The organism is Streptomyces sp. NPDC002888 (assembly GCF_042888465.1).
Lineage (GTDB): Bacteria > Actinomycetota > Actinomycetes > Streptomycetales > Streptomycetaceae > Streptomyces.
In genome coordinates, this window is the sequence record NZ_JBIAPU010000052.1 from 1 (window position 1) to 19,296 (window position 19,296).

Sequence of the window (19,296 nt, forward strand, 5' to 3'; positions counted from 1 at the left end):
CATCCTGACAGCCTTCCCCGCCCCCCCCCCCGCCCGCCCCGCCCCCGGCCGCGCCCCCCCCCCCCCCCCCCCCCCCCCACCTCCTGTGTTCACACCTCGCTACATCCAGCGGGCGTGCCACGAACCGCTGTAGTAGACCTCCCACCCGGTGTCGCCGGGGACACTTTGGCGTGAGCAGAGCGTGTTACTCGTGCCCCTGGTGACGGTATTACCCCTGGATATTCCGCCGCCGAAGGGGACGGCGCACTTGATCAGCGCACGCGTCGGGCGATTACACCGATTGAGAGTGACGGTGACTTTGAACGTGTATTCCCCCGTCTTCTCCGGATAGACATCCATGGCACACGCCGGGTCCGCAGCGGCCGGGCTGGCAGCCAACGGAACAACTGCCGCCGCGACGAGAACGGCCGGCGCCAAGGCGCCAAGTATCTTGCTACGCACACTTCCCCCTTCGTGAGGCACACTCAGGGGATGGTCAACCCCGATGTTCTGAGCATGCCAATTCAACTTTTCCAGTATCGGGTGGTTCACTCCCAGCGCTGGTGCCACGAACCCCCGTAGTAGACCTCCCAGCCTGCACCGACAGGAATGGTGTTGCGCGAGCACAACGTCCTACTGGTGCCCCGGATGACCGAGTCGCCTCGGGAGATGCCGCTACCAAACGGATACGAGCACTTCATGATGGCCCGCGTCGGGCGGTCGCACCGGTTGAGCGTGACAGTGATCTGGTACTCGGACCCACTGATGTTCCTGCCGTAGACATCCTCGGCACAAGGCGGGTCCGCGCTGGCCGGAGTGGCGGTCGCCAGCGGAAGAGCGGCCCCCGCGACAAGCAGGGCAGGAATCAATGCCCTGGTAATTCCCTTTTGCAAAAACATTCCCCTCTTGCGCGCGATTCCACCCCGGGGTGGTCATTCCCGAGTGGCAGCGGGGTCACATGTCGTGAACCCGTCATCTGATCCACCCAGGAGATTAGGTAGCGACACCGAGAACGTCAAGAATATTTTGGCCACACCCTGACGAGGCTTTCCGCCAGGGGGGTTCGATATTTCGCACCCCGCGGACCCCGTCTTTGGGCGAAAAAATGCCACCGCGCATTGACCCCACACCCCGGAATACCAGCAGCGGCGCCGCCGGATCTTTCGTCGTCCCGTCCTCGCCTCGGGTGGCCTGGTCCTGCTCGGCGTTTTCCTCGCAGCGGCCCGTGTGCTGCGAGTGGACGAACTCAACGCCCTCGCCACCGCGTTGCGGCTCCGTCAGAGCCGCACCCCCGTCACTCCCCGACCGACGAGCAAGTCCCTTCGCGAGAGAACGCGTTCGCACCGGCGCCACGACACGCCGTCGGCCCTACTTCAACGCCAGCAACAACGTGTCCGCCGGCGAGCACCACACCGGCCGTACCTCGTCGAACCCCTTCTCGCGCAGCACGCGCGCGTGCCAGGCCGCGGACGGCATGTCGCCGTCGGCGTGCTCGCCGTAGATCTCGTAGCGCCGGGCCGTGGGTTCGGCGAGGACGGGGTCCTTGGAGGCGAGCTGCCACCACTCGGCCCAGTCGAGGGCGCCGTCCCGCTTGGCTTGTTCCATGCGCGCGTGCCGCTGTGCGCGCTCGGCCGCGTTGATCCTGGGGGTCGTCTCGTCGATCATGTGGTCCGCGTTCATGAAGACACCGCCGTCGCGGACGAGCTCCGCGACCTGACCGTAGAGGGCCGCGAGGGGTTCGCTGTGCAGCCAGTGCAGGGCCGTGGCCGTCAGGACGGCGTCGTACGAGTCGTACGGCAGCTTCGCCGGCCAGTCGGGGTCCTTGAGGTCGGCGGTGACGAACGAGACGCGCTCGTCACCCGCGAAGGTGCCCTCGGCGATGGCGAGGAGCGCCGGGTCGAGGTCGACGCCGGTGCTGGTGGCCTCCGGGAACCGGGCGAAGACCCGGGCCGAGATGCTGCCGGTGCCGCAGGCGAGATCGAGGATGCGCGGGGCGGTACCGACCAGCGCCTCGACCATGTCGAGCATGATCCGGAAGCGTTCCTCGCGGTCCGGCATGTACCACTCCTGCTGCCGGTCCCAGCTCTCCTGCCAGGCCGGCCAGTCGGCGCCGGTCGTGGTCATGTGCGCGTCCGTCATCGGAACCCTCCATCAGATAGGTCGCGTAATACCCTGGAAGCACGACCGGCTGTTACCCGACCGCATCCACGACCATAGAGTGCCGCCGTAAGGACTACAAGTGGAACTGGCCTATTACTCGGACTATGCCGTACGGCTCGTGAACAGCGAGGAGCCGTTGCGCGGCAAAGACACGCTCACCTCGGTCGACGCGGTCCGCGACCTCTTCGGCCCCAGCCAGCAGAGCGCACGCCGCGCCTCGGAAGCCGATGTGACACGGTTCCGTTCGGTGCGGGCCCGGCTGCGCGCGGTCTTCGAGGCCGCCGATGGCGGCGACGAGACGCTCGCGGTGGACCTGCTGAACTCCCTGCTGCTGGAGTTCCCGGTGAGCCCGCAGATCTCCGGGCACGACTTCCGCGACGACGACGGCCGCCCGCTGTGGCACATGCACCTGGCCGACCACCCGTCCAACGTCACCGCCGGCTACACCGCCATCGCCGCGATGGGCCTGGCGTTCCACCTGACGGAGTACGGCGTCGACCGCCTGGGCCTGTGCGAGGCCGCCCCCTGCCGCAACGCCTACCTCGACACCTCGACCAACCGCTCCCGGCGCTACTGCTCCGACCGCTGCGCCACCCGCGCCAACGTGGCCGCCTACCGCGCCCGCAAGCGCCAGGAGGCCGACCGCTCGGAACGGCCCGCGCGGGCCGAGCGGCCGGCGCGCACGGGCCTGGCCGCCGACAGCGCCCAGCGCACCAGCGCGAACGGAGAGCGCTGAGCAGGCCCCGGCGGCCGGAACCGGAAGCGGACCCTGCCCAGGATCAGCTCGTCGGGCACGGTCCCGTAGTCGGTGCTGTCACCACCGGCGTAGGCGTTGTCCCCGAGCACCCACCAGCCGCCGTCGCGCCGCTCGGTGGCACGCTTGACGACGAGCAGGTCCTGCTGGAAGGGATGGCGCAGGACGACCACGTCCCCGGGCCTGATCCGGGCGCCGTACCGCACCACCAGCTGGTCCCCGTGGTACAGCGTGGGCACCATGGACGGCCCGGTCACCTCGGCCAGCCCGAAGGGCGGCAGCGCCCTGCCCCGCTCGGTCTCCTGCGACAGCTCCGGCATCCCCGGCACCTCCCCGGTCCGTTCCTCCACCAGTCCCAGTCTGACCCCGGACTTTTGTCCTAAGCCCATGGGGGCACTCGCGAAAACCCGTCTCCCAGGGAGTAATGTCCCACCTGAGAAGACGATCACGAGGAAGGAATGCTCCATGCTTTCCCGCCTGTTTGCCCCCAAGGTCAAGGTCAGCGCACACTGCGACCTGCCCTGCGGTGTGTACGACCCGGCCCAGGCCCGCATCGAGGCGGAGTCGGTGAAGGCCGTCCAGGAAAAGATGGCCGCCAACGACGACCCGCACTTCCAGGCGCGTGCCACCGTCATCAAGGAGCAGCGTGCCGAGCTCGCGAAGCACCACGTCTCGGTGCTCTGGAGCGACTACTTCAAGCCCCCGCACTTCGAGAAGTACCCCCAGCTTCACCAGCTCGTCAACGACACCCTGAAGGCCCTGTCGGCCGCCAAGGGCTCGACGGACCCGAACACGGGCGAGAAGGCTCTCCAGCTCATCGCCGAGATCGACAAGATCTTCTGGGAGACCAAGAAGGCCTGATCCAGACTCATGCCTTCTGACCTGCGATTATTCAGGTTGCAGCGTCTCCCTGGCCGCACCCGGTCCCCAGGCCGCCGAACACGGCGTCTCTCGGGGGCCGGGTGCGGTCGTCTTGTGCGGGAACTCAACGACGGCAGACCAGGATCCCGGCCCGGGAGTTGATCTCGAACGCCCCCGTGCGGGCGATGTGCTCGGTGAGAAGGACCCGGGCACGCTCGACGGTCGCCTCGAACGGGACGCCGTACTGGTCCGCCCAGGCCCGGTGGGAGGCCAGGTGTGCCACGGCCGGTTCCGGGTCGCGGAGGGTGATGGTGCCGGGCAGTTCGATCGTCTGCACGCGGCCGAACTCCTCGCCCAGGAAAGCCGGGGCCGTCTCCAGCGTGAAGCGGGCGGTGAGCGACAGGCGCACCGGGCCGTGTTCGACGCCGAGGACGTCACCGGCGGCCCGCCGCCACAGTTCGTCGAGTTCGGCCTTGTCCCGCTCGCCGTTGGTCGACACGAGCAGCAGACCGTCGTCCGCAACGACCCGGGCCAACTCCCGGACCGCCCCCGGGATGTCGGGCACGTGGTAGAGCATGTGCAGCGCCATGGCCCCGCCGACGCTCGCCGTCGCCAACGGCAACCGCGTGACGTCCGCGACGGCGACCGGGCCCGGGACACCCGCGAGCATGCCGTGAGACAGGTCGAGCCCCAGCACGGTCGGTTCGGGCCGGTCCTGGCGCAGCCGCCGCAGGAACATCCCGTTGCCGCACCCGACGTCCACCACCCGCCCCCGCACCTCCCTCAACTGCTCGGCGACCAGCCCGGGAAGGTCGTACGGGGGCGTCTGCCAGCGGTAGAGCGCCTGCCGGGCGGCCAGGTCCCGGTCGCTGCCGTAGGCGCTCCCCACGAGCCGGTCCCGGTCGGTGACGGCCGCGTCGTGGGCGGTGGAGTGTTCAGGCACGTCGGCAACTCCCGCGGGGCGGGCGGCCCTTGAGGCCGCGAGGACGGCTGGGGGCCGAGCGTAGCGACGCGCGGCGGGGGGCGGCCACCCGCGACCGGGGTCCTCAGTGGAACTGCGGCACGATCAGCCAGATCCCGTACGCCACCACCGCCGCGCCGGCGACGAAGCACAGGCCGGCCTGCGCGAGCCCCGGCGCCGACGTGCCGGTGCCCGAAGCGCGGGCGTCCTCCAGGCGGCCGAGGCCGAGCACGCCGAAGGTGAAGACGACGACCACGGCGACGGTGACGCCGAGGCTCACCGCGGCGACCTGGCCGAGTGCGGTCCAGTCGAGTTGCATGACGAGTACTCCCCGGAGCTCAGGCGGCCGTACCGACGTGGGCCGGTGCGGCGGTGCGGATGGTGACCTCGTGGGCGTCGTTGACGTTGTGCGCGCTCACGGGGTTGCAGCGCGAGGCGGCGACGATGCCCGTGGCGACGGCGACGCCGACCAGGGCGACGACCACCGTGCCGGTGTTCCCGCCGTGCGTCACCGCGCTCGCCGCGACCCCGCCGGCCAGCGCGGCCGCGGGCAGTGTGACCAGCCAGGCGATCACCATGCGGCCGGCGACGCCCCAGCGCACCTCGGCGAGCCGTCGGCCGAGTCCCGCGCCGAGGATGCTGCCGGAGGCGACCTGGGTGGTGGACAGGGCGAAGCCGAGGTGGGCGGACGTGAGGATGACGGTCGTGGAGGCCGTCTCGGCGGCGAAACCCTGCGGGGACTGGATCTCGGTCAAGCCCTTGCCCATGGTGCGGATGATCCGCCAGCCGCCCAGGTAGGTGCCGAGGCCGATGGCGAGACCGGCCGACGCGATCACCCACACCGGCGGTCCGGCATCGTGGCCCAGCGCGCCCGCCGAGATCAGGGTCAGGGTGATGACGCCCATGGTCTTCTGCGCGTCGTTCGTGCCGTGCGCCAGCGAGACCAGTGAGGCCGAGGCGATCTGCCCGGCCCGGAAGCCCTTGGTCACGGACTTCTCGCGGGCACGGGCCGTGAGCCGGTAGGCGAGGTACGTCGCGATGAGCGCCGCCACGCCCGCCACCAGCGGCGAGGCCACGGCGGGGATCAGCACCTTCTCGACCACCTTGTCGAAGTGCACGCCGTGCGAGCCCGCGCCGACCCAGACCGCCCCGATCAGCCCGCCGAACAACGCGTGCGACGAACTCGACGGCAGTCCCACCAGCCACGTCAGCAAATTCCACAGAATCGCCCCGACGAGCCCCGCGAAGATCATCCCCGGGGTGACGAGGGCGTCGTCCACGATGCCGCCGGAGATCGTCTTGGCGACCTCGGTGGACAAAAAGGCGCCGACTACGTTGAGAACTCCGCTCACCAGCACCGCTGTTCTGGGTTTCAGCGCGCCGGTGGCGATGGACGTCGCCATCGCGTTCGCCGTGTCGTGGAATCCGTTGGTGAAGTCGAAGGCCAGCGCCGTGACGATGACCACCGCCACAAGGAGCGTGATGTGATCCATTCCCCTATGCGAACAGGCGCAGACCAATGCCCGGCGAACTGAGGGCAAAAGCTGTTCCAGAACCCCGCGCGCAGTCGGTGGAGACCGTGCGACCCTGATGTGGTGAACATCGAGGAACTGGTCCGGCTGCGCCGGGCACGGGACCGGATCGACCGCGAGTACGCCGAACCCTTGGACGTCCCCGCACTGGCCCGCACCGCGCTGATGTCACCCGGCCACTTCCAGCGCAGCTTCCGCCGCGCCTACGGCGAGACGCCCTACGCCTACCTGATGACCCGCCGCGTCGAACGCGCCAAAGCCCTGCTGCGCCGCGGCGACCTGACGGTGACGGAGGTGTGCCTCGCGGTCGGCTGCACCTCCCTCGGCTCCTTCAGCTCCCGCTTCACGGAGCTGGTCGGCGAGACGCCGAGCGCCTACCGGGCCCGGTCGCACGAGGCCGGTGCGGTGATCCCGCCGTGCGTGGCTCGGACGTACACCCGCCCGAAACGGTCCTAGGGCCTGTCTGACAATTCCCGTCGTCGCCCGGAGGGCGGCCTCGCGGCGTCAGGTGCGTGCTCTCGGCGTGCCGGGCGTAGACCCTCGTACTGGACGTACTTGGGTCTGCGCCCGGTGCGGCGAGAGGGCGTGCATGGCGTCGCGAGGCAGACGGGAATTGTCAGACAGGTCCTAGGCTCGCGGCATGGACCTGAAACTCCACCAGTGCTTCATCGCCGTCGACGATCATGACAAGGCGCTGCACTTCTACTGTGACGTTCTGGGCCTGGAGGTCCGCAACGACGTCGGTTTCGAGGGGATGCGCTGGGTGACCGTCGCCTCTCCGCTGCAACCGGACGTGGAGATCGTTCTGGAGCCCCCGGCCGCCAGCCCGGACTTCTCCCCCGCCGACCGGCAGGCGATGGCCGAGCTGCTGGCCAAGGGCGTGCTCCGCGGCGTCATCTTCACCACCACCGACTGCGACGCGCTCTTCGCCCGGGTCGAGGAGTCGGGCGGTGAGGTGCTGCAGCATCCGACGGACCAGCCGTACGGGGTGCGCGACTGCGCGTTCCGGGACCCGGCCGGCAACGTGCTGCGGTTCATGGAGCGGCCGGGCGGGTGACGCGCGCGTCGGGCGGACCCGTCGCCGCCCTACGATCGTCCCCATGCCCCAACCCATCCTGTGGACCCATGCCTTCATCGACCGGCCCCTGCAACTCTTCGACCGTGCCTGCGCGTTCTGGTCGGCGGTCACGAACACGCGACTGTCCCGGCTGCGCGGCGACCGGCAGGAGTTCGTCACCCTCGTGCCGGCCGGCGCCGACGCCTGTGTGAAGGTCCAGGGGGTCATGGCGGGCGAGGGCGGCGCGCATCTCGACTTCGCGGTGGACCACGTACCGGAGTTCGTGCGGGAGGCGCTGGAGCTGGACGCCGAACTCGTGGCCGATCACGGGCGGTGGGCGGTCCTGGCCTCGCCCGCCGGGCAGCTGTTCTGCGTGGGCCCGTGGTGGCACGGGGAGTCGGTCCGGCCTCCGGTGGTGCGCCGCAGCCGGCTGGACCAGGTGTGCATCGACGTACCGCCGTCCCTCTACGCCGCCGAAGTCGCTTTCTGGAGTGCGCTGATGCCCGGCTGGGAGTCCCTGCCCGGCTCGCTCCCCGAGTTTCACGTGGTCGCTCCGCCGCCCGGGCTGCCGATCCGCATCCTCCTCCAGCGCCTCGACGAGGAACGCCCCGTCTCCGCCCACCTCGACCTGGCGTGCGCGGACATCGAGGCCACCCGGGCCCAGCACGAACGCCTGGGCGCGAGCCTGGTCGCCCGAGAACGGCACTGGACGGTCATGCGGGACCCGGCCGGCGGCACGTACTGCCTGACGGGCCGCGACCCGGTGACGGGCGGGCTGCCGCGGCGGACGGGCGGCGTCCGCTAGCGCCGGGGCGCTGGCAGACGACATCCCCTGGTGGGCCTCGACCCACACGCACAGGGCCCGCATGACGGTGCCGTCCCGTCTCGGGGGTCAGGGGCGGTCCGTGACGTCCTGCCGCAGCAGCGGGGCCGGCGCATCGCTCGGGTCCTGCTGCTCCCAGACGTACGGCCCCGGCGGCTCGGCCGCGTCCCGCAGCCACAGTGTCAGCCCGCCCCCGACGGCGATGGTCACCGCCCACCCGACAACGGCCCAGCGCCACCACCGGCGGCGTCCCCCCGCTCCTGTCACTCCAGCTCCTTCGGCCCACCCACCTGACGGCAGTTCGAGGCCACGTTAGTCCCCGGGCGCCACCGTGTGCTGCTGTTCCTGCGCAGGCCGTTCCTCGGGCTCGGCGCCCTCCACCACGTGCGTGTCGCACTGGGGGTTCCGGCAGGGGCCGGCGACCCACTTCGGGACCCAGGCGCCCAGCGTCTTGTACCGCCGGACGACCGTGTCGACGGGCTGTCCGCAGACGGGACAGACGTTTCGTTCGCTGTCCATGTCCTCAGGGTAGGACGCGAGCGGGCTCAGCGCTTCCTGGTGTACGTCCGCACCAGGACGCCGTTGTCGAAGGCGCGCACCTCGTCGAGGGTGAACTCCGTGACGGCGAAGTCCGAGCCGAACATCGGCATGCCCGTGCCGTACGCGATCGGGTACGTCTTGATGACCAGCTCGTCGATCTCGTCGAGCAGCGCGCCCGCGATCTGCGAGCCGCCGCACAGGTAGATACCGAACTCGCCGTCCTCGGCCTTCAGTGCGCGCACCTTGTCGACCAAATCGTCCGCGATGATCTCGACCTGCGCGTCGGGCGATTCGCCCAGGGTGCGCGAGGCGACGTACTCGCGCAGGTGGGCGTAGGGGCGAGTGATGCCCTCCTTGAGGGCCAGGTCGTAGCTGCCCCGGCCCTGGATGAGGGTGTCGAACCGCTTGTTCGGCAGGTCGTCGATGCCGAGCTGGGTGCGCCCTTGGGTGAACACGGTGTCCGGGTACTCCGTCTTGAGGAATTCGAGGAACTCCCCGTCGACGAAGGCGAACATGGCCGACGCGTCGCCGTCCGGGTCCCCGATGAAGCCGTCGAGCGAGCAGGCGATGTAGTACGTGAGCTTTCGCAAGCCGGTCTCTTTCCGTAGGCTGTGTGAACAACTTCAGTTGTAGTACTTCGACTGTAGTGGTTGCAAGGGGTTTCCTTGGAACAGATCAAGTGGGAGAAGGGATTCCGCATGGCTGGCAACCCGGAGCGCCGCGCCGCCCTCGTCGACGCGGGGGTCGAGGTGCTCGCACGCGAGGGGGCCCGCGGGCTGACGTTCCGCGCGGTGGACGCCGCGGCCGGGGTGCCCGTGGGCACCGCGTCCAACTACTTCACCAACCGCGACGACCTGCTGCGTCAGATCGACACCTGGCTGCACACCCGGCTCGCGCCCGATCCCGAGGTGATCGGCCGGCTGCTGGCGCAGCCGCGGGACCGCTCGCTGGTCACGGCGTTCATGCACGACCTGATGGCTCGCGCGACCCGGGACCGCACCGGCTATCTGGCCCTGATGGAGATGCGCCTGGAGGCGACCCGGCGCCCGGAACTGCGCGCGTCGTTCACCAAGTCGGTGCGCGGGGACCTCGAGGAAGCCATGGAGTTCCACCGGAGCGCCCGACTGCCCGGCGGGGACGAGACCGTCACCGTGCTCTACCTGGCGATGCTCGGCCTGCTCCTGGAACACCTGACCCTGCCGGACGTACTGGACGGCGCCCTGCCCGGCGTGAGCGTGCCAGAGGGGCTGGTGGAACGGATCGCGGCGACGATCGTGCCGGAGGGGTAGCGGGGCGCCGGGTCGGTAGCCCGGGGCGGCTCAGCGGGGCCGGCCCCGGTGCGGCTCAGCCGAGTTGACCCCGCGCGCTGCTCAACCCCTCGGCTCGCGCCACATCGGCCACATCCCCGGGCCGTCCGGGAGGTCCAGCACGCGGCCGGTGAACTCGAACCCGAGCCGCTCGTACAGGGCGCGGCTGCGGGCGTTGCTCGCCTCCAGGTAGGCGGGCAGCCCCTCGCGGTCGCAGCGGTCGAGGACGTGTGAGATGAGCGCGGTGCCCAGCCCCTCGCCCTGGCGCTCCGATGCCACGCCGATCATCCACAGGTAGGCGTGGGCGCGGTCCGAGGGGTGTATCCCAGCCGTGAGCCGGCCGACCGTCTCGACGCGTTCGTTCGCCGGCTCGACGGCCTCGCGCACCTGGGCGGGGCCGTCGTCGTCGGCATGTTCTTCCTCTCCTCCGGCCGGTACGTCCAGCCACAGCGCGCACGCTGCACCGTCCTCGGTGAGGTCGATGCGGCCCTCGGCGAACACGATGTCGGTGAAGGCGGCCATGAGCCGGGGGTGGAACGTCCGGCGCTGCTCCTCACCGGGGAACACCCAGGCGCTCACCGGGTCGTCCCGGAAGGCCTCGTCCAGCAACCGCACGACCAGCTCACGATCGCCCTCGCCCGCCGCCCGGATCGCCACGCCCATGTTCCGCCCCTTCGCTCAATCACCATGGACCGTACGGGAGTTGAGCCTATCGGGAAGGGGTCGGCAGACGGCCGCGAGGGCTGATCCCGCCCTCTGTCGCGAGGACGGGCCCCGCACACCGTGGGGATGTGCGGGACCCGCCGTACCGGGGCCACCGGCGACCGCGCGGGGTCAGGAGCCGCGCGGCCCGGATGGCCCCGGGGCTCGGTCGGCCGGCACCGGCCGGTCCTCTCGTCCGGCCGGCGTCGGCCCGCTTCCTCAGTGACCGCGACGGAGCTCGAACTCAGTTGCTGCGCCGCGTCACGAACTCCGCCAGGGCCAGCAGCCCGCCCGCCTCCTCCGGGTCGGGGATCGCACGGGACAGCTCGTCCATCGCGCGGGCCATGCGGTCGGCCGCCTGGCCCTGCGCCCAGTCGCGGCCACCCGCCCGCTCGACGGCCAGCGTGGTGCGCTCCAGCTCGCCCTCCTCGTACGGCACCCCGTACAGCTCGGCGAGTTCGGCTGCCGCCGGGGTGCCGGAGGAGAGCGCGGCGACCACCGGCAGGGACTTCTTGCGGGCGGCGAGGTCCGCGCCGGCCGGCTTGCCGGTGCGGCTCGGGTCGCCCCATATGCCGATGACGTCGTCGATGAGCTGGAAGGCGAGCCCGGCCTCGCGGCCGAACGCGTCGAGGGCGTCGACGTCGTCGGCCGGCGCGCCCGCGTACAGCGCGCCGAGGGCGCAGGCGCAGCCGAGCAGCGCACCGGTCTTTGCCTCCGCCATGGCGAGCGCCTCGTCGAGGGTGACCTCGGCGGGTGGGCGCCGCTCCAGGGCGGTGTCCGCGTGCTGGCCTGCGCAGAGCTCGACGACGCAGTCCGCGAGCCGGGCGGCGGCCGCCGTGGACGCCGGGTGCGGGTCCTCGGCCAGCAGCCTGAGCGCGAGCGCCTGGAGGGCGTCACCGGCGAGGATCGCGTCGGCCTCGCCGAACACGGTCCACGCGGTGGCGCGGTGCCGGCGGGTGGTGTCGCGGTCCATCACGTCGTCGTGCAGCAGCGTGAAGTTGTGGACCAGTTCCACCGCCGTGGCCGCCCGTACGGCCGTCGACCGGGCCGTCGGTCCGCCGAGGGCCGCGGCTGCGGCGAGGACGAGCGCGGGGCGGATCGCCTTGCCGGCGTGCCCGGCCGCCGGGGTGCCGTCCGCGTGCTCCCAGCCGAAGTGGTACAGCGCGATCCGCCGCATCGAGCCGGGCAGCGAGTCGACCGCCGCGCGCAGTTCGGGGTCGACCGACGCCCGCGCGCGCTCCAGGATCACCGCTGCCTCGTGCCCGTCGGGCGGCCCCGGCCGGTTGTCCTTCTGGGACCCGATGGGCTTCCGCCTTTCGAGCGTCTCGGTGCGCCCGGCCACCGACGGCCGAGCCGGGTCCGTCAGGAACTCGGCCATGAGGCCCCCCTCGGCAGGACCGCGGACGGCGGCGTCTTGGCTCCGGCTGGGCGCTTCCTCGCGGGGTGTCCCCGCCCGGACGTGCGGGGACACGGCGTGCGCGGCGGAAAGGTCACTGCCAGCGACCGATCTCGACGTTCTCCAGGACGCCGAGCGCGTCGGGCACGAGCACCGCGGCCGAGTAGTAGGCCGTCACCAGGTACTTGATGATCGCCTGCTCGTTGATGCCCATGAACCGCACGGACAGGCTCGGCTCGATCTCGTCCGGGATGCCGGCCTGACGCAGGCCGATGACGCCCTGGTCTTCCTCGCCGAGACGCATCGCGATGATGGAGCTGGTCCGGGCCGCGGTGACCGGGATCTTGTTGCACGGGTAGATCGGGACGCCGCGCCAGGTCGGGATGCGGTTTCCGCCCACATCGATGGTCTCGGGGACGAGTCCGCGTTTGTTGAGCTCGCGGCCGAACGCGGAGATCGCCCGCGGATGGGCGAGGAACAACTTCGTCCCGCGCCGCCTGCTGAGCAGCTCGTCCATGTCGTCCGGGCTGGGCACGCCGTCGTGCGGCTGGATGCGCTGGTCGTACTCGCAGTTGTGGAGCAGCCCGAACTCGCGGTTGTTGATGAGCTCGTGCTCCTGGCGCTCCTTCAGCGCCTCCACCGTCAGCCGCAGCTGCTGTTCGGTCTGGTTCATGGGCTGGTTGTAGAGGTCGGCCACGCGCGTGTGGATGCGCAGCACGGTCTGGGCGATGCTCAGTTCGTACTCACGCGGCCGGGCGTCGTAGTCCACGTACGTGTGCGGAATGTCCGGCTCGCCGGAGTGGCCCGCGGCGAGGTCGACCTCCTTCTCGCCGAACTTGTTGGTGCGCTGCTCGGGGATGGCCCGCAGCCGCTGGAGGTGCTCGCTCAGGGTGTCGGCGCGCTCCGCGACCTGGTCGACGTCCTGGCGGGACAGGACCAGCACCGTGCAGGCGGTGTCCGCGCGGGCGGTGTACTCCCAGATGGCGTCGGGGTCGAGCAGTGCCTGGTCGCCCAAGTAGGCGCCGTCGGCGAGCACCCCCAGGACGGCGTCGTCACCGTAGGGTCCGGTGCCGATCTTCTCGACCCTTCCGTGCGCGAGCAGGAACACCTCGTCGGCCTGGCTGCCGAAGGAGGCGATCACCTCGCCCGGGGCGAACTCCCGCTGCCGGCAGCGCTGGGCGAGCTCCGACAGCACCTCCTCGTCCTCGTAGCTGCGCAGCGCGGGCAGTTCGCCCAGTTCGGCGGGGATGACCTCGACGCGGTCGCCGGTCTTGACGAACGTGATGCGGCCGTCGCCGACGGCGTAGGTCAGGCGGCGGTTCACCCGGTACGTGCCGCCCTGCACGTTCGCCCAGGGCAGTACCCGCAGCAGCCAGCGGGAGCTGATCTCCTGCATCTGCGGTGCGGACTTGGTGGTGGTGGCCAGGTTCCGCGCTGCCGCCGTGCCAAGGCTCTGCTGCGGCTTGCCCTGATCCGTGCGGACCTCTTCGCCTACCGACATAGAGAATTGCCCTCCAAGTGATGCACCGGCGCCGATCTGCGCCGGGCACTGATCTCGCGAGCAAGCCTTCCATCACGGAGCGTGCCGGTGCTATTACCCGAAAGAGCGGGAATGGATCATCGGGCAACGGGGCAGAGAGAGGGCTTCCGCTCAGCTCTCGCCCACCTAAAGGTGAGATTACGGAATTGTCCTGATCCGCTCGCACACCGTGCGAATGATGGTGACTCGGAACGTCCGGTTTCGGTAGAAACATGCGGTACGAGGCGGCCGCGACCGGCGGCTGTCCGCAGCACGAAGGAGGGGGTCATGGCCCTTCCCATGTCCGCGGGCACGTTCCTGGAGGCCTTGAGAGCCGAAGGGCTCAGGGTCGTCGAAGTCGGTGACTGGCGGCACCACAACCGCAACCACAAGGGGCCCTGGGGCCCCGTCCACGGCGTGATGATCCACCACTCGGTGACCCAGGGCACGGATCGGACCGTGCGCATCTGCCGGGACGGCCACGACGACCTGCCGGGGCCGCTGTGCCACGGCGTCATCGCCAAGGACGGCACCGTCCACCTCGTCGGCTACGGACGGGCCAACCACGCGGGCTCCGGGGACGACGACGTACTGCGCGCTGTCATCGCGGAGAAGGCGCTGCCCCCGGACAACGAGAAGAACACCGACGGCAACCGGCACTTCTACGGCTTCGAGTGCGAGAACCTCGGGGACGGCGAGGACCCCTGGCCGGCGGTCCAGCTGGAGGCGATCGAGCGGGCCGCCGCGGCGATCTGCCGGCACCACGGGTGGTCGGAACGGTCGGTCATCGGGCACCTGGAGTGGCGGCCGGGAAAAGTGGACCCGCGCGGGTTCACGATGGCGTCGATGCGGGAGCGGGTGCGCGACCGCCTGAAGTGAGCGTCACCCGAGGCTCCAGGAGACCGGCTGAGGCGCGAGCGACACCGTGAAGTGAGCGTCGCCGGAAATCCCGAGGAGCTCCACCGGGGGCGCGGGCGACAATGGTGCCGTGAGCAGCCACGACGCCCCCGACCTCGCCGCCCTGCGCCCCCGGCTGCCTTCGCCCCTGGTGGACGTCGTGGACGAGCGGTTCCACCGGCGCGGGGTCCGGCTGCTCCTCAAGCGCGACGACCTCATCCACCCGGAGCTGATCGGCAACAAGTGGCGCAAGCTCGCGCCCAACCTGGCCGCCGCGGCGGGACGGCCGGTCCTCACGTTCGGGGGCGCGTACTCCAACCACCTGCGCGCCACCGCCGCCGCGGGCCGTCTGCTGGGTCTGCGCACCGTGGGCGTGGTCCGGGGGCAGGAGCTGGCCGACCGCCCCCTGAACCCCTCCCTGGCCCGGTGCGCGGCCGACGGCATGCGGCTGCACTTCGTCGACCGCGCGACGTACCGCCGCAAGACCGACCCCGACACCCTCGCGGCGATCCTCCGAGCAACCTGCGCCGAGGACGCGTACGTCGTCCCCGAGGGCGGCAGCAACGAGAGAGCCGTACGCGGCTGCCTGGCCCTCGGCGAGGAGCTGCGCGACCACGCCGACGTCGTGGCCGTCGCCTGCGGCACCGGCGGTACGCTCGCCGGTCTGGCCGCCGGACTCGCCCCCGGTCGGCGCGCGCTCGGCATACCTGTCCTCAAGGGCGGCTTCCTGACCGCCGCCACCGAGACCCTCCAGATACGGGCCTTCGGCTCCCGCCGCGGCGACTGGACCCTCGACGACCGCTTCCACTGCGGCGGCTACGCTCGCACCACCCCCGAACTGGACGCCTTCGCCGACGACTTCGAGGAGCGGCACGGGCTGTCCGTCGAGCGTCTCTATGTCGCCAAATTGCTCTACGGACTTGTCACCCTCACGGAGGAGGGCGCCTTCCCCCGGGGAACCACGCTCGCGGCGGTCGTCACGGGACGGCCCGAGCCGGGACGGCCCGAGCCGGGACGGGCCGAGCACTGAGGGGCACGGCCACGAAGGCAAGGACCCCCTACGCCGTCTCCCGGTAGGCCGCCGCTTCCTCCAGGTCCAGTCTGCGCAGCAGCGTCCGCAGCATCTCGTCGTCGATGTAGCGGCCGTCGCGCAGCCGGACGAACACCTCGCGCTCGGTGCTGATCATCTCCCGGGTGAGCCGACGGTAGGTGTCGTCGGCGGTCTCACCGGTGACGGGGTTGACCTGGCCGAGTCGCTCCCAGACGGCGTTGCGGCGGCGCTCCAGGACGCTGCGCAGGCGGTCGGCCAGGGGCGCCGGCAGGGCGTTGCGCTCGTCGGACAGGAGGGTGTCCAGGCGCTCCTCGGCGACCCGGGACGCCTGCGCCTGGGCGTTGGCCTCGGCAAGCGTCGCCTGTTGGGGGTCGGGGTCGGTGAACCTCAGCAGCCGGATCAGCGGGGGCAGGGTCAGGCCCTGCACGACGAGCGTGCCGATGACGGTCGTGAAGGTCAGGAAGAGGATGAGGTTGCGTTGCGGGAAGGGGGCGTCGCCGTGATGCACGGTGAGCGGGATCGAGAAGGCGATGGCGAGGGAGACGACGCCGCGCATCCCGGCCCAGGCGATGACGATCGGGCCGCGCCAGGTGGGGTTCTCCTCGCGCTCCCGGATCCGCGCGGACAGCAGGCGCGGCAGGAACGTCGCCGGATACACCCACAGGAACCGGCCCGCCACGACCACCAGGAAGATCGCGATCGCGTACCAGGCGGCGCTGACGCCCTCGTACTCGTCGAGGCCCCTCAGGACGACCTGCAGTTGCAGTCCGATCAGCGCGAAGACCGCCGACTCCAGAAGGAAGGCGACCATCTTCCACACCGCCTCCTCCTGGAGTCGGGTGGCGAAGTCGACCTCCCACGCGCGGTGGCCCAGGTAGAGGGCCACGACGACGACGGCGAGGACGCCGGAGGCGTGGAACTGCTCGGCGGTCGAGTACGCGACGAACGGGATCAGCAGGGAGAGGGTGTTCTGCAGCAGCGGCTCCTTCAGGTGCCTGCGCAGCCAGTGGAGCGGCGCCATCAGGACCAGGCCGACCCCGACGCCGCCGACCGCCGCGAGCAGGAACTCGCCGATGCCGCCCGCCCAGGTCACGCCCTCGCCGACCACCGCCGCGAGGGCCACCTTGTAGGCGGTGATCGCGGTGGCGTCGTTCAGCAGGGACTCGCCCTGGAGGATCGTGGTGATTCTCGACGGCAGTCCGACCCGGCGTGCCACCGCGGTGGCCGCGACCGCGTCCGGCGGCGCCACCACCGCGCCCAGCACCAGCGCCGCGGTCAGCGGCAGCCCGGGCACGATCAGATAGGCGGCCCAGCCGACGAAGAACGTCGCGAAGAGCACGTACCCGACCGACAGCAGCGCCACCGGCCGCAACTGCGCCCGCAGGTCAAGGTAGGAACTGTCGGAGGTCGAGGTGTACAGCAGCGGCGGCAGCAGGAGGGGCAGGACGACGTCGGGGTCGAGGGTGTAGTCGGGGACCCCGGGGACGTACGAGGCCGCGAGGCCGACCGCGACCAGCAGCAGCGGCGCGGGCACCGGGGTGCGCCGGGCGGCCGCGGCAATCACGGCGCTGCCCGCCACCAGCAACAGCAGTGGCATCACGTCCATGTCCCGCCCGCCCTCGTTTTTCCGCGCGGTCACCCGCACGCCCGTCGTAATCTGGCAATCATGAAACAGTGCACGCACGCCGACGCGCTGCCGCACCCCGAGCCCGATCCGCTCAGCGAGACCTGTCCGGAGTGCCTTGCCGACGGTACCCACCCGGTACAACTGCGGAAGTGTCTGGTCTGCGGGTACGTCGGCTGCTGCGACACTTCACCGGGGCGGCACGCCACGGAGCACTACAAGGGCTCCGACCACCCCGTGATGAGGACCTTCGAACCCGGCGAGAACTGGCGATGGTGCTTCGTGGACCATGTACTCGTATGACCCCGGGACGCCCTCGGGCCCGGACGGTTCGACCGTCTGACGTCTGGGTACGTCAATCCGGCGCGCGCTCTTCCCATTTGAGTCCGCAGAACCTCTAGCCACTGTGTGTATTCATGTGTTTACTATGAGTGACAGCAAGGGGTTGGGGTCCTGGGGACAGGACAGTTCGGAGCGCGGTAGCGTCACCGCTGAACCACACTTCGCGTTACCCGAGGGGCGACCCTCGGCCCCGAAAAGCTTGTACCACCATGGAGGTGAGGGTGTCCCAGATCGCAGGCGAGCCCGCGACCCAGGACTTCGTGGAAGTCCGGCTGCCGGCTGCGGGTGCCTACCTGTCGGTGCTGCGGACGGCCACGGCCGGCCTCGCGGCCCGTTTGGACTTCACCCTGGACGAGATCGAGGACCTGCGCATCGCCGTCGACGAGGCCTGCGCGATCCTGCTCCAGCAGGCCGTCCCCGGCTCCGTGCTGAGCTGCGTCTTCCGACTGGTCGACGACTCACTGGAGGTCACCGTCTCGGCGCCGACCACGGACGGTCACGCGCCCTCGCGGGACACCTTCGCCTGGACCGTCCTGTCCGCGCTCGCGGGCAAGGTCTCCTCCGCGGTGGACGAGGACAAGACCGTGTCGATCAGCCTCTACAAACAGCGCGGCGCGGGACCCGGGCCGGCGTGAGGAACGGGGACGGGCCGGTGCGGGACGAAGAGCGCGGCACCCGGGAGCTCCCGGCCGAAGAGGCTCCGGGTGGTTCTCGACGCATGGCGGACGGCATCGACGGCATCCCCGAACAGGCCCGGCCGCATCCGGAGGACGACTCCGCGGAGGCCGGCTTCCCGGGCGACGACCGGCGCAGGGATCGGGAAGGTGCTGTGCACAGCGCGCCTCGGGAGCGACAGATCGGGAGCTCCCCCGTCCATGGGGGCACCCCCGCTCGAGTGAAGCCGGCAGTGGGGGACGAGGCGAGGGCTCGGGGAAGGGCGACGGGCGGGACGATGAGCGAGCACGAGCGAGACGACGACCGGACGCGGGCCGTGGAGGCCACGCAGCCCGCGCCCCACGACCGCAGCGGAGCGCGGGCGAAGTTCGTCGAGCTGCGCGGGCTGCAGGACGGCAGCCCGGAGTACGCGGAGCTGCGCAACCAGCTGGTCCGCATGCACCTGCCGCTCGTTGAGCACCTCGCACGCCGTTTCCGCAACCGTGGCGAGCCGCTGGACGACCTCACCCAGGTCGCCACCATCGGCCTGATCAAGTCGGTCGACCGCTTCGACCCGGACCGGGGCGTGGAGTTCTCGACGTACGCGACCCCGACGGTCGTCGGCGAGATCAAGCGGCACTTCCGCGACAAGGGCTGGGCGGTGCGCGTCCCGCGCAGGCTTCAGGAGCTGCGCCTGGCGCTCACGACGGCGACGGCCGAGCTGTCTCAGCTGCACGGCCGCTCCCCCACGGTCCACGAGCTCGCCGAGAAGCTGTCGATTTCGGAGGAGGAGGTCCTGGAGGGCCTGGAGTCCGCCAACGCGTACTCCACGCTGTCCCTGGACGTCCCCGACACCGACGACGAGTCCCCGGCGGTCGCGGACACGCTGGGCGCGGAGGACGAGGCGCTGGAGGGCGTCGAGTACCGGGAGAGCCTCAAGCCGCTGCTCGAGGACCTGCCGCCGCGCGAGAAGCGGATCCTGCTGCTGCGTTTCTTCGGCAACATGACCCAGTCGCAGATCGCGCAGGAGGTCGGCATCTCGCAGATGCACGTCTCCCGGCTGCTGGCGCGGACGCTGGCTCAGCTGCGGGAGAGGCTCCTCGTCGAGGAGTGACAGTGGAGTGACGGCCCAGGAGT

General features: G+C 70.8%; 22 protein-coding genes and 1 pseudogene. 11 read left to right on the forward strand and 12 right to left on the reverse strand.

Features of this window, described 5'->3' with window-relative positions:
• Positions 1 to 1,347 precede the first annotated feature (1,347 nt).
• The gene (locus tag ACFYWX_RS46450; RefSeq protein WP_389431586.1) at positions 1,348 to 2,118 is read right to left on the reverse strand and encodes a class I SAM-dependent methyltransferase; all 771 of its coding nucleotides are present in this window, start codon (positions 2,116 to 2,118) and stop codon (positions 1,348 to 1,350) included.
• A 100-nt stretch (positions 2,119 to 2,218) separates the two neighbouring features.
• Here ACFYWX_RS46450 and ACFYWX_RS46455 point away from each other — a divergent pair, with 100 nt between their 5' ends.
• Entirely contained in the window at positions 2,219 to 2,875 is a 657-nt protein-coding gene (locus ACFYWX_RS46455) for a CGNR zinc finger domain-containing protein (protein ID WP_389431587.1), read from the forward strand.
• A gap of 38 nt (positions 2,876 to 2,913) precedes the next feature.
• Here the strand turns inward: ACFYWX_RS46455 and sodX are convergent.
• Positions 2,914 to 3,447 (reverse strand): annotated as a pseudogene (gene sodX / locus ACFYWX_RS46460) (nickel-type superoxide dismutase maturation protease); the annotation flags it as partial.
• Between sodX and sodN the strand changes: the two are divergent.
• A complete protein-coding gene (gene sodN / locus ACFYWX_RS46465; protein WP_389431588.1) occupies positions 3,359 to 3,754 on the forward strand; it encodes a superoxide dismutase, Ni in 396 nt (131 codons plus the stop codon). The pseudogene sodX and the gene sodN sit on opposite strands and share 89 nt — an antisense overlap.
• A 124-nt stretch (positions 3,755 to 3,878) precedes the next feature.
• On the opposite strand, the gene ACFYWX_RS46470 is transcribed toward sodN, so the two are convergent.
• The 3 genes from ACFYWX_RS46470 to ACFYWX_RS46480 form a co-directional block, all read right to left on the reverse strand.
• Complete coding sequence (locus tag ACFYWX_RS46470; RefSeq protein ID WP_389431589.1) at positions 3,879 to 4,697, reverse strand: class I SAM-dependent methyltransferase; 819 nt, start codon at positions 4,695 to 4,697, stop codon at positions 3,879 to 3,881.
• A 103-nt stretch (positions 4,698 to 4,800) separates the two neighbouring features.
• Positions 4,801 to 5,034 carry a hypothetical protein gene (locus ACFYWX_RS46475; protein WP_389431590.1) on the reverse strand — a complete coding sequence of 78 codons (234 nt, stop codon included), beginning with the start codon at positions 5,032 to 5,034 and terminating at the stop codon, positions 4,801 to 4,803.
• 19 nt (positions 5,035 to 5,053) lie between these two features.
• A complete protein-coding gene (locus ACFYWX_RS46480; protein ID WP_389431591.1) occupies positions 5,054 to 6,208 on the reverse strand; it encodes an anion permease in 1,155 nt (384 codons plus the stop codon).
• 102 nt (positions 6,209 to 6,310) lie between these two features.
• Here ACFYWX_RS46480 and ACFYWX_RS46485 point away from each other — a divergent pair, with 102 nt between their 5' ends.
• From ACFYWX_RS46485 to ACFYWX_RS46495, 3 genes are all read left to right on the forward strand, one after another.
• The gene (locus tag ACFYWX_RS46485) at positions 6,311 to 6,703 is read left to right on the forward strand and encodes a helix-turn-helix transcriptional regulator (RefSeq protein WP_389431592.1); all 393 of its coding nucleotides are present in this window, start codon (positions 6,311 to 6,313) and stop codon (positions 6,701 to 6,703) included.
• 184 nt (positions 6,704 to 6,887) lie between these two features.
• The gene (locus ACFYWX_RS46490) at positions 6,888 to 7,304 is read left to right on the forward strand and encodes a VOC family protein (RefSeq protein ID WP_389431593.1); all 417 of its coding nucleotides are present in this window, start codon (positions 6,888 to 6,890) and stop codon (positions 7,302 to 7,304) included.
• A 43-nt stretch (positions 7,305 to 7,347) separates the two neighbouring features.
• A complete protein-coding gene (locus ACFYWX_RS46495; protein WP_389431594.1) occupies positions 7,348 to 8,109 on the forward strand; it encodes a VOC family protein in 762 nt (253 codons plus the stop codon).
• An 87-nt stretch (positions 8,110 to 8,196) separates the two neighbouring features.
• On the opposite strand, the gene ACFYWX_RS46500 is transcribed toward ACFYWX_RS46495, so the two are convergent.
• The 3 genes from ACFYWX_RS46500 to ACFYWX_RS46510 are packed head-to-tail and all read right to left on the reverse strand — an operon-like array spanning position 8,197 to position 9,257.
• Positions 8,197 to 8,394 (reverse strand): hypothetical protein, encoded by a 198-nt coding sequence (locus ACFYWX_RS46500; protein ID WP_389431595.1) that lies wholly within the window; start codon positions 8,392 to 8,394, stop codon positions 8,197 to 8,199.
• 45 nt (positions 8,395 to 8,439) lie between these two features.
• Positions 8,440 to 8,646, reverse strand: a complete 207-nt coding sequence (locus ACFYWX_RS46505; RefSeq protein ID WP_389431596.1) for a hypothetical protein — start codon at positions 8,644 to 8,646, stop codon at positions 8,440 to 8,442.
• A gap of 26 nt (positions 8,647 to 8,672) precedes the next feature.
• Positions 8,673 to 9,257 (reverse strand): dihydrofolate reductase family protein, encoded by a 585-nt coding sequence (locus tag ACFYWX_RS46510; RefSeq protein WP_389431597.1) that lies wholly within the window; start codon positions 9,255 to 9,257, stop codon positions 8,673 to 8,675.
• A gap of 108 nt (positions 9,258 to 9,365) precedes the next feature.
• On the opposite strand from ACFYWX_RS46510, the gene ACFYWX_RS46515 reads away from it, so the two are divergent.
• Positions 9,366 to 9,956, forward strand: coding sequence for a TetR/AcrR family transcriptional regulator (locus tag ACFYWX_RS46515; protein WP_389431621.1), 591 nt, complete (start codon positions 9,366 to 9,368; stop codon positions 9,954 to 9,956).
• 81 nt (positions 9,957 to 10,037) lie between these two features.
• On the opposite strand, the gene ACFYWX_RS46520 is transcribed toward ACFYWX_RS46515, so the two are convergent.
• The 3 genes from ACFYWX_RS46520 to ACFYWX_RS46530 all read right to left on the reverse strand — a co-directional run bounded on the left by ACFYWX_RS46520 (position 10,038) and on the right by ACFYWX_RS46530 (position 13,573).
• Positions 10,038 to 10,637: a GNAT family N-acetyltransferase gene (locus ACFYWX_RS46520; RefSeq protein ID WP_389431598.1), complete on the reverse strand. Its 600-nt coding sequence runs from the start codon at positions 10,635 to 10,637 to the stop codon at positions 10,038 to 10,040.
• Between the two features lie 283 nt (positions 10,638 to 10,920).
• Entirely contained in the window at positions 10,921 to 12,054 is a 1,134-nt protein-coding gene (locus ACFYWX_RS46525; protein ID WP_389431599.1) for a family 2 encapsulin nanocompartment cargo protein polyprenyl transferase, read from the reverse strand.
• A 112-nt stretch (positions 12,055 to 12,166) separates the two neighbouring features.
• Complete coding sequence (locus tag ACFYWX_RS46530; RefSeq protein ID WP_389431600.1) at positions 12,167 to 13,573, reverse strand: family 2B encapsulin nanocompartment shell protein; 1,407 nt, start codon at positions 13,571 to 13,573, stop codon at positions 12,167 to 12,169.
• A gap of 306 nt (positions 13,574 to 13,879) precedes the next feature.
• Between ACFYWX_RS46530 and ACFYWX_RS46535 the strand changes: the two genes are divergently transcribed.
• Together ACFYWX_RS46535 and ACFYWX_RS46540 are read left to right on the forward strand one after the other, a co-directional pair.
• The gene (locus ACFYWX_RS46535) at positions 13,880 to 14,470 is read left to right on the forward strand and encodes an N-acetylmuramoyl-L-alanine amidase (RefSeq protein WP_389431601.1); all 591 of its coding nucleotides are present in this window, start codon (positions 13,880 to 13,882) and stop codon (positions 14,468 to 14,470) included.
• 109 nt (positions 14,471 to 14,579) lie between these two features.
• Positions 14,580 to 15,518 carry a 1-aminocyclopropane-1-carboxylate deaminase/D-cysteine desulfhydrase gene (locus ACFYWX_RS46540; RefSeq protein WP_389431602.1) on the forward strand — a complete coding sequence of 313 codons (939 nt, stop codon included), beginning with the start codon at positions 14,580 to 14,582 and terminating at the stop codon, positions 15,516 to 15,518.
• A 28-nt stretch (positions 15,519 to 15,546) separates the two neighbouring features.
• Here ACFYWX_RS46540 and ACFYWX_RS46545 read toward each other — a convergent pair whose 3' ends face one another.
• Complete coding sequence (locus tag ACFYWX_RS46545; protein ID WP_389431622.1) at positions 15,547 to 17,145, reverse strand: Na+/H+ antiporter; 1,599 nt, start codon at positions 17,143 to 17,145, stop codon at positions 15,547 to 15,549.
• Between the two features lie 60 nt (positions 17,146 to 17,205).
• Between ACFYWX_RS46545 and ACFYWX_RS46550 the strand changes: the two genes are divergently transcribed.
• The 3 genes from ACFYWX_RS46550 (at position 17,206) to ACFYWX_RS46560 (ending at position 19,273) form a co-directional block, all read left to right on the forward strand.
• On the forward strand, positions 17,206 to 17,466 hold the full coding sequence (locus tag ACFYWX_RS46550; RefSeq protein ID WP_389431603.1) for a UBP-type zinc finger domain-containing protein: 261 nt from the start codon (positions 17,206 to 17,208) through the stop codon (positions 17,464 to 17,466).
• A gap of 260 nt (positions 17,467 to 17,726) precedes the next feature.
• Positions 17,727 to 18,140 carry an anti-sigma regulatory factor gene (locus tag ACFYWX_RS46555; RefSeq protein WP_004925829.1) on the forward strand — a complete coding sequence of 138 codons (414 nt, stop codon included), beginning with the start codon at positions 17,727 to 17,729 and terminating at the stop codon, positions 18,138 to 18,140.
• Positions 18,137 to 19,273, forward strand: a complete 1,137-nt coding sequence (locus ACFYWX_RS46560; RefSeq protein WP_389431604.1) for an RNA polymerase sigma factor SigF — start codon at positions 18,137 to 18,139, stop codon at positions 19,271 to 19,273. The genes ACFYWX_RS46555 and ACFYWX_RS46560 overlap by 4 nt, the downstream gene beginning before the upstream one ends.
• The last annotated feature ends 23 nt before the right edge of the window (positions 19,274 to 19,296 follow it).